The following is a 14,179-nucleotide window of genomic DNA, read 5'->3' on the forward strand; positions in this document are numbered from 1 at the left end:
TGCGCGGGGCTTTTTTCATGTCGATCCACCCGGGAATCACATGCAAATCAATCTCTTGCCAACTGATATCGCGCGCTGCGCAGGCGCGAGCGGAATCGTGCGTCTTGGCGCCGTGAAGTCCCACGGCCTTTAGTTGGAAGAGAAGGGATTCGACATGGCTGTCGATAACAAGAAGATTGCCGAGGACGTGCTCGCTGCCGTCGGCGGCGCCTCCAATGTGACGAACGCGACGCACTGCATGACCCGCTTGCGTCTGAACCTCAAAGATCAGTCCATTCCCAATGATAATGAAGTTAAGAAGATCAAGGGTGTGCTGGGCGCACAGTGGTCTGGCGGCCAGTATCAGGTCATCATTGGCCAGAACGTGCCGAAGGTCTATGACGCCGCCATTGCGCTGGGCGTCAAGGGCGAAGGCTCCATTGACGAGAACCTCGATGACGGCACCAAGGAGCCACTGACGGTCAAGACTGCGGGCAAGAAGGCCCTTAACTACCTGTCCAAGACAATGTGCATGACGATCCCCATTATCATGGGCGCCGCTATGTTCCGCACACTTGCCGTACTTTGCGGCGACGGCATGCTCGGTGTCTGGTCTGCCGATTCTGACATCTACAACTTCTTCTACAACTGGATTTACAACGCCGGCTATTATTTCCTTCCTGTCTATCTGGGTTGGGCTGCCGCAAAGCAGCTCGGCTGCAGCCAGCCGCTCGGCATGATGCTCGGCGGCGTGCTCATTGCCCCCGAGTTCATGACGTTGGTCAACGCCGCTGCGGATTCTGGTGCTACGACCACGATGGTTTACGGCGTGCTCCCGGCTCAGCTGAACAACTATTCTGCGACCGTGCTCCCCATGCTGCTGTCTATGCCGGTGCTGATGGTCGTCGAGAAGTTCATGAAGAAGATCATCCCCGACATGCTCTCCACGGTGTTTGTGCCCGTGTGCACCATGGCTGTGATGACCCCCGTTTCCCTGTGCGCCCTAGCTCCGATTGGTTCCATTCTGGGCGACCTGGTCGGCAACTTTATGTTCGGCCTCGGAAACGCTGGCGGCATCGTCACGATCCTCTCCCTCGTCGCCATTGCTGCGCTTTGGGAGTTCCTGGTTATGACCGGTATGCACCAGGTTCTGATTGCCCTCGGCATTGTGCAGGTGCTCACCTCAGGGTCTGACTCCTGCGTTATGGTCGCGGGTGCTATCGCTCAGTTCGCCACGTGGGGCATGGCCTTCGGTGCCTTCCTGCGCCTTAAGGAGGTCGACGAAAAGGGCGCTATGCTTGGTTTCTCGCTCTCCGGCATTGTCGGTGGCGTGACGGAGCCCGCGCTGTATGGCTGCGGCTTTAAGTATACTCGCTGCCTGGGTGCCATGGTCGCGGGCGGCGCTATCGGCGGCCTGATCGCGGCTCTCACTAATGTGACCACGTATGTTTTGGGCGCAACTAATATCCTTGGTATTACAGGTTATGTTGCAGGCGGAACTGCTAATCTCGTATGGGGCTGCGTTGCATCGGGCACTGCATTTGTTGCCGCCGCTGCCATCGCCTACTTCTTTGGCTTTACCAAGGAGCAGCTCGACGAAGACGCTGCTGCCGCCAAAGCCTAAAGCATCCGTTCGGTAGGACAATTATCTGGGGCACTTGGCTGCGCTTCAAGTGTCCCTTTCCGTAGATGGGGGTCAATATGAAGCAATTGCTCATTCGTGCCGACGATATCGGTTATTCGTATGCCGTTAACCTGGGGATTGCCCGCAGTATCAATGAGGGCCTGGTGCGCTCGGCGGGACTTATGCCCAATATGCCCGAGGCCGAGCGTGGCTGGTCGCTCGTGGCGGATGTCGGCATTGCGGTGGGTCAGCATACCAACGTGTGCCTGGGCAAGCCGTGTGCCGACCCGGCGCTCATTCCGAGCATGCTCAACGAGAACGGCGAGTTCCATAGCAGCCGTACCTTCCGCGATCATTTTAAGCGCGGCGAGGAGTTGATAGACTTCGACGAGGCCTGCATCGAGATCCGCGCGCAGCATGACCGCTTTGTCGAGATCGTGGGCCGCGAGCCCGATTACTTTGAGGCCCATGCCGTCATGAGCAAAAACCTTAACCGAGCGATCTCGGCGGTTGCTCAGGAGCTGGGCCTTAAGGAGCAAAAGGCGAGCTTCGACCCCGCGGCTGTGGTGCATTGCGGAGATACTGATCTGCGCATGGTGATGCGCTCGATGGAACCGGGCTACGAGCCCAAAGAGGTAATCATGCAGACGGTTCGCGAGATGGTGGACGGCGAGACGGTCGTCTTTGTGTGCCATCCGGGCTATCTCGATCGTTTTATCTTGGAGAACAGCTCGCTCACGACCGACCGCACCAAGGAAGTCGATGCGCTGATTGACCCCGAGCTTCGCACTTGGCTTGAGTCTCAACCTGATCTTCGCCTGATCGACTACCGCGACCTGTAAGGACCCAAGTCACCACAAAGGGGGCAGTCGCCTTTGTGGTGGTTCTGGCGCCGTTGCCATTATGGCGGCGGCGTCTTTTTTGTCCGTGCGGCGCGGTAGAGTGTAGGCGGTTGAAATTTGCGTCCATCGAGGAGCTGCCATGAACGAGATCAAGTGCCCGCATTGCGGCGAAGTTTTTAAGGTCGATGCGTCCGGTTATGCGGATATCGTCAAGCAGGTGCGCGATGCCGAGTTCTCGCGCGACCTGGATGAGCGCGTGAAGGCGGTTCAGCGCGAGGGCGAGCAGGCACTGGAGCTTGAGCGCTCGCGCTCGACGGCTGCCTTGCAAAAGGCAGAGTCTCAGCGCGACGCTGAGCTCGTAGAGCAGAAGAACGCTGCGGCTCAACAGCTGGCGCAAGAAGTCGCCAAGCGCGATGCCGAGCTTGCCGAGCTGCGCGCCAAGCTCGAAGGCGCTACTGCAGAGCGCGAGAGTGCAAGCCAGCGCGCGGCGGTTGAGGCCCGCGCCGATGCTCAAAAGGAGAATGCCGAACTGCAGCGCGAGATCGACAACCTGCGTGCGCAGTTGGGGCGCAAAGATGATGAAGCCAAGCTTGCCGAGGCAGCGGCACGCAATGCTGCTCAAAACGACCTGTCCGCACGTGATGCCCAGATTGCCGAGCTGCAAGCCAGGCTCGCCGCGGCGGACAAGGCCCAGGAGATGGCGCTTGCTGCTGCTGCGGCCGAGTCGCAGCGTGAGCTCGAGGCCGCTCGCAGCGAGGCCGAACGTACGCTTGCTGACTATCGCGCGAAGGTTCAGGAGAAGTTTTCCGTCGCAAAGGCTCAGTCCGAGCAGGAGGCCGAGGGTCTGCGTGCTCAGCTGCGCGAACAGGAACTGACGGCCAAGATGAACCTATCGGAGGCGGTCGCCGCGGTGGAGCGTGAGCGTGACGAGGCCCGCGCCAAGCTCACGAGTGAGCTGGCGGTGCGCGATTCACGCGAGGAGCAGGCCAAGGCGGCACACGAGCTCGAACTTGCGCAGACCAAGCGCGCGAACGAGGAACTGATTCGCTACAAGGATGAAGAGATTGAGCGCCTTAAGGACATGAAGGTCCGCCTGTCCACCAAGATGGTGGGCGAGTCGCTCGAGCAGCACTGCGAGACCGAGTTTAACCGCCTGCGCATGACGGCGTTTCCCAACGCGTATTTCGAGAAGGATAACGATGCATCCGAGGGTACCAAGGGCGACTTTATCTTCCGCGAGTGTGACGAGAGCGGCAACGAGATCATTTCGATCATGTTCGAGATGAAAAACGAGAACGACGAGACCGCGACCAAACACAAGAACGAGGATTTCTTTAAGAAACTCGATCACGATCGCCGCCAGAAAGGCTGCGAGTATGCGGTGCTCTGCACCCTGCTGGAGCCCGAGAGTGACCTCTATAACGCGGGTATCGTCGACGTGAGCTACCGCTATGAGAAGATGTACGTGATCCGCCCGCAGTTCTTCATTCCCATGATTACGCTCCTTCGCAACGCCGCTATGGGTTCGCTTCGCTATAAGCAGGAACTGGCGGAGTACAAACAGCAGAATATCGATGTCACGAACTTCGAAGCCAAGATGGAGAAGTTCAAGGATGGCTTCTCGCGCAACTACAACCTGGCGAGCAAGCAATTCGAGTCGGCAATCAAGGAGATCGATGCCGCCATTAAGCAGCTCGAGAAGACCAAGGACGATTTGCGCCGCAGCACCGAGAACCTACGCTTGGCCCACAACAAGGCCGATGAGCTTACCATTCGCAAGCTCACATGGGGCAACAAGACCATGAAGGCAGCGTTTGACGAGGCACGCGAGGCTGCGCCAGAGACAAACGATGAGCCAGCCGAGGCTGATTCGTATGAGGTCGAGGATGTCGAGTAGGGGATAGCGTATCGCGCAAAAAGCGGGGCCGCTGGCAATGTTGCCAGCGGCCCCGCTTCGTTCCATTCCATTGTGCCCGGCTAGTCCTCGAGCAGGTCCTCGATAAAGCCGACGCGGTAGTTCTTGAAGATGACCTCGCCGCCGTCTTGCGTGGCGTCCAGATCGACATCGCCCATGATGCCAAAGTCGTGGTCGCCGTCCTCGTCGGCAAAGATCTGGTGCACGTGCCATACGTGCGCGGTCTTCTCGTCGGACTCGTCGATGGAAAACATCGCGGCGCTGCGGGCATCTCCGTCGGTGAGGATTTCCTCGTGCTGCTCATGGTAGGCATCGAGCGCCTTTTGCCAGCGAATTTCGCTCATGCCCCAGTCGTCGTCGAGTTCGCCCAGGTCGCGAACGTGCTCGCGGGCGGCAAGGGTCACGCGGCGGAAGAGCGCGTTGCGCACCAACAACGTGCAGCCGCGACGGTCCGCCACGACCTCGTCGATGCCCTGCGGCGGCGTGGCGTCGAGGGCTGCCGGGTTGCCAGCGTTCTCCCACTCGTCTACCAAGCTCGAGTCGACCGAGCGCACCACAAAGCCCAGCCACGAGATAATGTCGCGCAGGCGCTCGTCGCGCTTCTCGATGGGCACGGTGCGGTCGAGTGAACGGTAAGCCTCTGCCAGGTAGCGCAGCAAAATGCCCTCGGAGCGGGCGATGCCGAGCTTTTGAATGTAGCCCTTAAAATCGCTCGCGCTTTCCAGCATATCGCGCAGGACGCTCTTGGGAGAGAGCTGGTAGTCGTTTGCCCAGGGTACTTCCTGGCAGTACTTGTCAAAAGCGGCGTCGAGCAAATCCTCGAGCGGCTTTTCGTAGGTGACATCCTGGATGCGCTCCAGGCGTTCCTCATATTCGACGCCGTCAGCCTTCATTTCGGCCATCGCGCGGTCGCGCGCTGCGCGCTCCTGAGCGCGCAGCACCTGCTTGGGATCCTCGAGCGTTGCCTCGACCATTGAGATCAGGTCCATGGTATAGGTCTCGCTCTCGGGATCGAGCAGCTCCAACGCGGCAAGCAAAAACGGCGAGAGCGGCTGGTCGAGCGCAAAGTCCTCGGGCAGGTCGACCGTCAGCGCGTAGTCGATGTCCGGCGCGGCATCAGCCGGAGCGTCGGGTGCGGGCGGTACCTCGGTGCGCACGACGACGCCGGAGTCGATGAGCGTGGCGAAGATTTCGTCGGCGCGAACCTCGAGCTTGGCCTTTTCTTCGGGGGTCTGCAGGCTTGTCTCGATGAGGTCGTGCACGCGGGCGCGAGCGTCACCGCCCTGCTCGACCACGCTAATCACCATGGAGTGTGTGATGCGAAGGCGCGGCTTGAGCGTCTCGGGCTGCGTCTCGATCAGGCGCTCAAAGGTCTGCTTGTTCCAGGTGACAAAGCCCTCGGGGGCCTTCTTCTTTTTAATCTTGCGGAGCTTTTTGGGATCGTCGCCCGCCTTGGCCATAAGCTTGGCATTCTCGATCTCGTGCTCGGGTGCCTCGGCGATCACCATGCCCTCGGTATCGAAGCCCGAGCGACCGGCGCGACCAGCGATCTGATGAAACTCACGGGCGCGCAGGCGACGCATCTTGTAGCCGTCGAACTTGGTGAGCGCGGTGAGCACCACGGTATGGATGGGTACGTTGATGCCGACGCCGAGCGTATCGGTACCGCAGATGACGGGCAGCAGGCCCTGCTGCGCCAAGCGCTCGACCAGCAGGCGATAGCGCGGCAACATGCCAGCATGGTGCACGCCGACGCCGCAGCCGAGCAAACGCTTGAGGATCTTGCCGAAGGCCGTCGAGAAGCTCGTGCCTTTGGCGGCTTCCTTAATAGCCTCGCGCTGCTCCTTGCTGGCGATGCCAAAATTGGCGAGGGATTGCGCCGTCGCAAGTGCGGCGTCCTGGCTAAAGTGCACGATGTAGAGCGGGGCCTCGCCACGGCGCATGGCGAGCTCGACGGTGCCCTCAAGCGAGGTCGTCACGTAGTCGTAGCTCAGCGGCACGGGGCGTGGGGCATCGACGACCAAGTCGCAGGTAGCGCCGGTGTGTTCCTCGAGTGAGGTGGCGATGGCAGTGACATCGCCGAGCGTGGCACTCATGAGCATAAACTGCGTATGGGGCAGGGTGAGCAGCGGCACCTGCCAGGCCCAGCCGCGGTCGGGGTCGGCAAAGTAGTGGAACTCGTCCATGGCCACGCAGCCCACGCCGGCGTCCTCGCCCTCGCGGAGCGCATCGTTGGCAAGGATTTCGGCCGTGCAGCAGATGACGGGTGCCTTGGTGTTGATATGCGTGTCGCCGGTGATCATGCCGACGTTATCGCGGCCGAGCACCTGTACCAGATCGAAGAACTTTTCGCTGACCAGAGCCTTGATAGGAGCCGTATAGTAGCAGCGCTTGCCCTGTGCCATGCCCATAAAGAGCATGCCCAGCGCAACAAGTGACTTACCCGAGCCGGTCGGCGTGCCTAAGATGACGTGATCGCCGGCGGCCAGGTCCATGAGGGCCTCTTCTTGGTGATCCCACAGCTCGATGCCGCGGTCGCTCGTCCATTCAAAGAAGCGTTCGAAGGCTTGATCGGGCGTGAGCCATGGTTCGGGCTCGCTGCCGTCCTCGGGCTCCCACCAGGTGGGGGAGAGCGCACCGAGTGAGCCGAATTCGGCTTCGGTTCCCGTGCCGCCCGAGAATGAACTGGCGGCTCCGGCGCCGGAGACGGTGCTGGCGGCGATATCTGTCGTGGTCTGTGCCATGTGTTTGCTTTCTCTCGCGATTGTCCGCCAACTATTATGGCGTAGCGGCGGCGCGGGGTGCCAGCGCGAAAGAAAATGCAGGAAATGGGCGTCCTGCTCAGCCGTTTGGTGCAGCCGCGAGCTAAGTGAGTAGACTTTTTGCGATTTCGCCAGCACATGGCTTTTGCGTAAGGGATTTACCTGCGGTTTTACTTGTTCCTATGCGGGTTGTGCTTGGCTATTGCTAAAAAGTCTACTCACTTAGGCTTGAGGGTCGTTCGTCGGTGCCTATTTGCGCTTGCTCGCTGGCGACGTGACTGTCAAAAGCCCCTATGACTCCTGCGGAAGGCGCTTTTTGCCTTTGCGGGTGCGGTTTCTAAAGTTCTCGACGGCCTCTTCCATGCCCAGAGGTACATAGGTGAGCTCATCGAGGTTTTCGGGCAGGTAGCAGGCAAGGCTTTGCTCCTGCGCGCGGCCCGCCGCGAGCTGTTCATTGCTGGGCTGCGCGCCGGGTGTGGCGCAAATGCCATAGACGACGGCACCCATCTCGCGCGTGCGGCATTCGTACTCGGTCTCGGGATGCTCGGGATGGTCGCGGCGGACGTCGTCGCTTACCCAAAGCGTGTCGTAGCCGGCCGCGGCAAACTGCCCCAGGGCGTAGTCGCGCAATGGCTTACTGTCGGTTCGCAGTGTGACGGTGGCGCCGGCTGAAAAGAGCGGGCGGTAGAGCATCAGATGGTCGACATGGACGAGTCGTTTTTTGGCGTACTTGGCCTTGGGCTGCGGCGTGGGAAAGTTGATGGTTATGGCGTCGAGCTCGCCTGCGGCAAACAGCTGCGGCAACGTTGCGGCGCCTCGGGGCAGGACGAGTGCGTTGGATAGCTCCTGCTCGCAGATTTTCTGTGCGGCATAGGCGATGCAGATGGGCTCCTGGTCCATACCGATAAAGAGGGTGTTTGGCTCGTGCGCCGCACGCTCTACAAGGTACGTTCCCTTGCCACAGCCAAGATCCAGGTGAAGGTGTTCGAAGGGCTTGCTGCCAACTGGCGCGCAAGCCTCGCGCCAATCTCCGGCATAGGCCTCGGGGTTCGTCTCGATTGCATCGGCGTAGCGCCCCAGGCGCTCTTCGAGCACAAAGTTCTTAGGCGTGCGAACGTGGACGGCTCCCATGAGGCTCCTTGGTCATAAGTATGGAACGCATGGCTGCACGTTCCGGTGATGGGTTAGAAGGGGGGCGATTTGCCCAAAAGATGCGGTGCGGCTCAGCGACGAGTCGCTGACGCCTATAGACGCTTGAGAATCACGTAACGGTTGAGATCGCCGCTGCGACCGTCGGCATGGAAGCGCTCAAGCTCGCGCACGGGGACCTCGCCGCTCTTGTAGAACGTACGGACGCCGCGCACCAGGTCGGTGATCTGCTGATCGTCAAAGTGATGGCAATAGCGGTAGGCGTGGCGGTCGTTTTGCCAGCCAATGAGGTGGTCACCGGCTTCAAACTGCGCGGAATCGTAACCCTCAAACGGCGGGGTGAGCTCGGCGCGGGCCTCGGCACGAACGGCCTTGCGCGCCATGCGCCCGTCGTTCATAAACTCCCAAAAGCTGATGGCGATGATGCCGCCTGGGCGCGTCTGGCGCACCAGGGCGTCGAGCACGCGTACGCGGTACTCGCACGACGGCACGTGGTGCATAAATCCAAAGCAGACCGAGATGTCGGCGAGCGGGGCGTTGAAAAGCACGTCGGGTGTCTTGGCGGGGTTGAGCTTCATGAGGGCGTCGAGCACATCGAGTTCCTGGAAGTGCAGGTTGGGAATGCGCAGGGCGTGACCGTGCGCATCGATAGCCAAATCCTGACACGAGTCAACACCATAGAACTCAAACGGGCAACTGGCGTCTGCCGAGGGGTTTGTGCCGTCGACGCCCTTGGCGGCAAGTGCGCCGCCGGCGGCAAAGTTCTCGAATCGCATATTGCCGCAGGCGAGATCGAAGACGCGGACGGGATGCTCGATCGTGGCGACGTCGAGCTGCTCGAGCGCTATGTCCATGGTGCGTACCCAGCCGGGCCACGGTGCCTGGCGCGTATCGGAGAAGGAGGCGGAGTGCTCGCGATAGAACGTATTGTTGAGCTGAATGAGCGATGAGGCGAAATCGCGGTTCACGGCGCGGAACTCCCTCCGTTGGCGGTGCGGAATAAACAGTACGACCATACTACCGTTAACGCCGCAACGGGGACAACCGAGCTGCGGGTCATTGCTTTGTTTGGACACATTTCCGCAGCTCATATATGCCCGCAACCGCCGGTTGTCAAAAATCTCACTAGAATAGGTGGCATGCTTTTGGCGGTGGCGGATAGATTTTTAACTGTGCAAGGCGCCTTAAGAACAAAAACGGTCCGGCGGCACGGCTGGCATCGCATAGGAGGAACCATGAATGTAGAAACTGCGCAGCGGCTCGCCGACCTTCGTCGCAGCAAGGGTTTTAGCCAAGAAGGGCTGGCGCGAAAGCTGGGGCTGTCGCGCCAGGCGGTCAGTAAATGGGAGCGTGCGGAGAGCTCGCCCGATACCGAGAACCTGATCTCGCTCGCAAAACTCTATGGCGTGAGTTTGGACGAGCTCCTCAATCCGAGCGATGAGATCGAGGACGATATCGAGTTTGAGAACGAGGACCGCGCCCGTCAGCGCGAGGCCGAGGCGGCAGAACGTGCCCGCACCCATGAGGCGGCGGCGCGCGCCACGGAGGCAGCTACGCAGGCGAGTGATGCTGCGGCCAAGGCGGCGCAAGCGGCAAGCTGGAGTGCGCAGGCCGCCAATGCCGCTACGGCGCAGGTGACGAGTGGCGGCGCAGCTGGCTCGACTCCGTTGAAAGGTCCGTTCCAGTCGTTTCCGTATTGGGCCGTGTGCTGGCTGCTGTTCTTTTTGCTGATGTTCCTGTTTGGTGGCTCCTTTGCCGCGCTGATCTTCTTTACAATCCCCATCTATCACTGGGTGGCGCGTGCGCTCGATGGCGATTGGGCACGCGGGGATATTCAGGTTGGTCCGGCGCCGGAGGCGGCTAAGGCTCAGGATGTTTCCGCTGCGGTTGATACTGACGTGGCTTCCTCGACCGCCGCTGAGCCGAGCGCCAAAGAAGGTGATGAATGATGAAGCTCTCGCATGAGTCCAAGGTCCGCCTGGGCGTCGGTATCGGAGCGTTCGTGCTCATCATCGGGCTTATCTTTGGCACTTCGCGGATATTGTTTCATTTTGATGGCCCGTGGGATCTCGGCGATATTGCATCCGGTTTGTCCGGTATGGACGATGTGGTTGACGGGGACGATTCTTTGGATGGCGGTAACTATTCCGCTCGGCCTCAGCAGCTTTCGAGCACGACTTTTGACGAAGACGCGTTCCAATCGCTCGACTTGGATGTGACGTCGGGAACGGTCGAGGTTAAACGTGTCTCTGGCGGACCGGTGCGTGTCATCGAAAGCGGGCACGTTGCAAAGGGGGTGTCTGCTTCCGATGCCGCCACTCAGAATCTGGTCAAGATCGAGGGCTCTACACTCAAGATCAGCCAGTTCGACTGCGATGACGAGCGCGCCCATGACCGTAAGGTCACCATTGAACTGCCGCGTGAGCTTGCCGATAACATGATGGGCATTACGGCAAACGTGGGGTTGGGAGACCTGACGGTCGCGGACATTGCGTGCCACGACTTTGATTTGACGTTGGACTCGGGAGACATCGAGTTTGCTGGTACTGTAACCGACACCCTGAATGCCAAGGTAGGTTCGGGCGATGTGGCGTTCGAGCTCTACCAGGCGCCCGCGAAGTCGATGGACGTGAGCGTGGGCTCGGGCGACGTGGAGATGACGGTTCCGAACTCTACGGGCTTTAAGGCGAGCCTCGCCGTGGGCAGCGGTGACTTCGAGAGCGATTTCCTTCCGCTTGGCTACGATGGCGAGACCATATTAAATCTTGAATTCGACAACGGTGATAAGTCTGCCACGTATCGTTTTGAGGTTGGTTCGGGTGACGTGTCGTTTGATTCGGAGTGACGGGTGGTTTTCGGAGACCCGCAAACGTAGCCGCGCTGTTTGATGAAGGCGCCGAAGCCGAGATCGGCTCCGGCGCCTTTGCCTTTACAATGGGGTCATGGAACAGATTATTTTGAACATACTCGATGCCCTGCGTCGCGGTGAGACCGTGGACGACAAGGTACTCGTCAAATTGATACATGCCGAGGCGCGCCGTGAGGGTGCCGACAAGCGCGATTTGGCCAAGCGTCGCCTGCTGCCGTTTTACCAGCGGGTGAAACGCGAGGAGCCGGCTCGTTGGACGGCATGGAATGTCGACGCCGAGCTAGAGCGCCAACTGCTGCAGGTGCTGCGCATGAAGCCCCGCCGCACGGCTTCGGGCGTGGCGACCATTACCGTCATCACCAAGCCGTGGCCGTGCTCGGGAGATTGCCTGTTTTGCCCCAATGACCTGCGCATGCCCAAGAGCTATCTGCACGCCGAGCCGGCATGCGCCCGTGCGGAGCAAAACTGCTTCGACCCGTATCTGCAGGTGAGCGCTCGCCTGACCGCGCTTTCGCAGATGGGACATGCGACCGATAAGATTGAGCTCATCGTGCTCGGCGGTACCTGGAGCGACTATCCGCAAGGCTATCAGACGTGGTTTATGTCGGAGCTTTTCCGTGCGCTCAATGACGATGCCGTTGCCGGCGTGGCTGCTAACCCCATGTTGGCGCGTCCGGGCATCAGCCGTGCCGAGGCAGGGCGCCTGCTCGATGGCGCTCCCGCCGATACGCTGCCGCCGGTGGTGGCGGAGCGACGCGAACGCTATCGCGCTGCCGGTATTGCGACCGATGAGGCTGAGCTTGCGAGCGGTGTTGCCGGCGAACAGGAGCGCGTGGATGCTGCCGTGGGCGGCTATAACCGCGCGGTGCGTCGTCTGTACGGCCCCGGTACGCCGTGGGGCGAGGTCGCCGAGTGGCAGGCGGCAACGATGGAGGAGCTCGAGCTTCAGCAGCGCATCAACGAGACGGCGAAGCATCGCGTGGTGGGGCTCGTTATCGAGACGCGCCCCGATGCCGTAACGCCGCAGGCGCTCACGCTCATCCGCCGTCTGGGCTGCACCAAGATCCAGATGGGCATCCAGAGCCTCGACCAACACCTGCTCGATATCAACGAGCGTCGCATTTCGGTGGCACAGATCGAGCGGGCGTTTTCGCTCGCGCGCCTGTTTGGCTTTAAGATCCACGCGCATTTTATGCTCAACTTGCTGGGCGCTACGCCCGAGGGGGACAAGCGCGACTACGAGCGCTTTGTGACCGAGGGCGCCTTTATGCCCGACGAGGTCAAGGTCTACCCGTGCGCGCTCATCGAGGGCTCGCGCCTGGTGGGCTGTTATGAGCGTGGCGAGTGGCGCCCCTATACCGAGGACGAGCTGCTCGATGTGCTGGCAAACGACATCGTGGTGACGCCGGCGTTCTGCCGCATCAGCCGCATGATTCGCGACTTTAGCTCCGACGACATTATGGTGGGCAACAAGAAGCCCAACCTGCGTCAGCTCGTCGAGAACCGCTTGGCGGCTCGTGGAGAAGGCGCGACGGTGCGCGAGATCCGCTATCGCGAGATCAGCACCGCGGGCGCCGACCTGGACGAACTGTCTCTTGATGAGGTCGCTTACGAGACGCCGGTGACGCGCGAGCGCTTTTTGCAGTGGGTGACGCCGCGGGGCAAGATCGCGGGCTTTTTGCGCCTGTCCCTGCCCGATCGCGCCTTTGTCACCGCACATGCGGACGAGTTGCCGACGACGCCGGACGAGGCGATGATTCGCGAGGTGCACGTGTATGGCATGGCGGCGCGCGTGGGGGATCAAGGCCAGGCGGCGCAGCATCACGGTTTGGGGCGTTTGCTCGTAGAGCATGCATGCGAGATTGCCCGGGATGCGGGTTATGCGCGCATCAACGTGATTAGCGCGATTGGCACACGCGAGTACTATCGCCATCTTGGATTTTATGACCATGGCCTTTATCTGCAAAAGGAGCTCTAGATGAACAAGCCGAGTGTTTCTGCCGGCGTCGTTGCCGGCGTTGCTCTGGGAGCCGCGGCGCTTGGTGCGGCCGCTGTCGCTGTTCGTGCTGCCTGTCTGCAGGTTGCGCGAACTCGCAATGGGTTGGCGCGCGTGAAGCGCATGCACGATGAGAGCGGTGACGAGGTCCGTGTGCTCGTGCAGGGCGGCGTCTACCAAAGCGCGAGCTACGTTGGCGAGCGTTGGGCAGAGCCCGTCTTTACGTACTATCGCGCGTTTGATGACGTGTTTGAGGCCGAGGGCGCAATGCGTGACGCTTATGGTCACGGTATCGACCGCATGCTTATGCTGGGCGGTGGCGGGTTTGCCTATCCTAAGTTCGCTCTGATGTCGCACGAGGGCTTGCGCATGGACGTTATTGAGTATGACGGAGAGATTACGCGCCTGGCGCGCCGCTGGTTCTACCTAGACGAGCTGGAGCGCGCGGTGGGTGACCGCTTGCGGGTGATTACCGCTGAGGCTCGCTCGTATCTGGGCGTGACGAGCGTGGGTCATCGTCGCTACGACGTGGTCGTGAGCGATTGCTTTGGCGGTGCCGAGCCCGTGCGCGAGCTGGCAACCGTTGAGGCGTTGCGTTTAGTGCGGGGTAGCTTGAACCCGGGCGGCATCTACGTGGCTAATATTGTGAGCGCGAACGAGGGGAGCGACGTGACGTTCCTGCGCGATTGCGCCGCCACGGCGCTCGAGGTGTTCGACCACGTTTGGGTGGTCCCATGTGGCGATACGGAGTTCGGCGGCGAGGAAAACCACCTGCTCATTGTCAGCGACGGCGACTACGCCTTTGCCGAAGCCGTGCCCTTCGACGCCGACTTTCTCGGCGCTACCCTCCATGACTAGCGCGTTTCCCTGCGACCAGTCTTTCTGGGACGGGGCTTTTTTAGCTACGGGCATGATTTTTCTGGGACGGGGATTATAAAATCATTAGGTACAGAATGATTTTTTAATCCCCGTCCCAGAAAAATCATGCTGCCGGCGCCTGGCCAAGAAGTAGCTCAACAAGCCCCGTCCCAGAAAGACTGGTC

The 14,179-nt window shown here is 60.7% G+C and carries 10 protein-coding genes; 7 read left to right on the plus strand and 3 right to left on the minus strand.

Features of this window, described 5'->3' with window-relative positions:
- Positions 1-154: 154 nt before the first annotated feature.
- From DW899_RS02680 to DW899_RS02690, 3 genes are all read left to right on the plus strand, one after another.
- Entirely contained in the window at positions 155-1,603 is a 1,449-nt protein-coding gene (locus DW899_RS02680) for a PTS transporter subunit EIIC (protein ID WP_117799922.1), read from the plus strand.
- A gap of 77 nt (positions 1,604-1,680) precedes the next feature.
- Positions 1,681-2,445, plus strand: coding sequence for a ChbG/HpnK family deacetylase (locus tag DW899_RS02685; RefSeq protein WP_117799923.1), 765 nt, complete (start codon positions 1,681-1,683; stop codon positions 2,443-2,445).
- A 139-nt stretch (positions 2,446-2,584) separates the two neighbouring features.
- Positions 2,585-4,342 (plus strand): DUF2130 domain-containing protein, encoded by a 1,758-nt coding sequence (locus DW899_RS02690; protein ID WP_117799924.1) that lies wholly within the window; start codon positions 2,585-2,587, stop codon positions 4,340-4,342.
- 80 nt (positions 4,343-4,422) lie between these two features.
- On the opposite strand, the gene DW899_RS02695 is transcribed toward DW899_RS02690, so the two are convergent.
- From DW899_RS02695 to DW899_RS02705, 3 genes are all read right to left on the minus strand, one after another.
- Positions 4,423-7,104, minus strand: a complete 2,682-nt coding sequence (locus tag DW899_RS02695; RefSeq protein ID WP_117799925.1) for an RNA helicase — start codon at positions 7,102-7,104, stop codon at positions 4,423-4,425.
- Positions 7,105-7,413: 309 nt separating this feature from the next.
- A complete protein-coding gene (locus tag DW899_RS02700) occupies positions 7,414-8,253 on the minus strand; it encodes a tRNA (guanosine(46)-N(7))-methyltransferase TrmB (RefSeq protein WP_117629638.1) in 840 nt (279 codons plus the stop codon).
- Positions 8,254-8,366: 113 nt separating this feature from the next.
- Entirely contained in the window at positions 8,367-9,287 is a 921-nt protein-coding gene (locus DW899_RS02705) for a hypothetical protein (RefSeq protein ID WP_147349715.1), read from the minus strand.
- A gap of 219 nt (positions 9,288-9,506) precedes the next feature.
- On the opposite strand from DW899_RS02705, the gene DW899_RS02710 reads away from it, so the two are divergent.
- The 4 genes from DW899_RS02710 to DW899_RS02725 all read left to right on the plus strand — a co-directional run bounded on the left by DW899_RS02710 (position 9,507) and on the right by DW899_RS02725 (position 13,994).
- Positions 9,507-10,220 carry a helix-turn-helix domain-containing protein gene (locus DW899_RS02710; RefSeq protein ID WP_117629640.1) on the plus strand — a complete coding sequence of 238 codons (714 nt, stop codon included), beginning with the start codon at positions 9,507-9,509 and terminating at the stop codon, positions 10,218-10,220.
- Positions 10,217-11,116 (plus strand): DUF4097 family beta strand repeat-containing protein, encoded by a 900-nt coding sequence (locus tag DW899_RS02715; protein ID WP_117799926.1) that lies wholly within the window; start codon positions 10,217-10,219, stop codon positions 11,114-11,116. The genes DW899_RS02710 and DW899_RS02715 overlap by 4 nt, the downstream gene beginning before the upstream one ends.
- 97 nt (positions 11,117-11,213) lie before the next feature.
- Positions 11,214-13,118 (plus strand): elongator complex protein 3, encoded by a 1,905-nt coding sequence (locus tag DW899_RS02720; protein ID WP_117799927.1) that lies wholly within the window; start codon positions 11,214-11,216, stop codon positions 13,116-13,118.
- Entirely contained in the window at positions 13,119-13,994 is an 876-nt protein-coding gene (locus DW899_RS02725) for a spermidine synthase (RefSeq protein ID WP_117629643.1), read from the plus strand. It begins immediately after the preceding gene.
- Positions 13,995-14,179: the final 185 nt, after the last annotated feature.

It is taken from the genome of Collinsella sp. AM41-2BH (genome assembly GCF_003468085.1).
Taxonomy (GTDB): Bacteria; Actinomycetota; Coriobacteriia; order Coriobacteriales; family Coriobacteriaceae; genus Collinsella.

Excerpts from the sequence above, each read along its gene's own strand:
- DW899_RS02680 (WP_117799922.1), top strand. The coding sequence starts at position 155 with ATGGCTGTCGATAACAAGAAGATTGCCGAGGACGTGCTCGCTGCCGTC.
- DW899_RS02685 (WP_117799923.1), top strand. The coding sequence starts at position 1,681 with ATGAAGCAATTGCTCATTCGTGCCGACGATATCGGTTATTCGTATGCC.
- DW899_RS02690 (WP_117799924.1), top strand. The coding sequence starts at position 2,585 with ATGAACGAGATCAAGTGCCCGCATTGCGGCGAAGTTTTTAAGGTCGAT.
- DW899_RS02695 (WP_117799925.1), bottom strand. The coding sequence starts at position 7,104 with ATGGCACAGACCACGACAGATATCGCCGCCAGCACCGTCTCCGGCGCC.
- DW899_RS02700 (WP_117629638.1), bottom strand. The coding sequence starts at position 8,253 with ATGGGAGCCGTCCACGTTCGCACGCCTAAGAACTTTGTGCTCGAAGAG.
- DW899_RS02705 (WP_147349715.1), bottom strand. The coding sequence starts at position 9,287 with ATGGTCGTACTGTTTATTCCGCACCGCCAACGGAGGGAGTTCCGCGCC.
- DW899_RS02710 (WP_117629640.1), top strand. The coding sequence starts at position 9,507 with ATGAATGTAGAAACTGCGCAGCGGCTCGCCGACCTTCGTCGCAGCAAG.
- DW899_RS02715 (WP_117799926.1), top strand. The coding sequence starts at position 10,217 with ATGATGAAGCTCTCGCATGAGTCCAAGGTCCGCCTGGGCGTCGGTATC.
- DW899_RS02720 (WP_117799927.1), top strand. The coding sequence starts at position 11,214 with ATGGAACAGATTATTTTGAACATACTCGATGCCCTGCGTCGCGGTGAG.
- DW899_RS02725 (WP_117629643.1), top strand. The coding sequence starts at position 13,119 with ATGAACAAGCCGAGTGTTTCTGCCGGCGTCGTTGCCGGCGTTGCTCTG.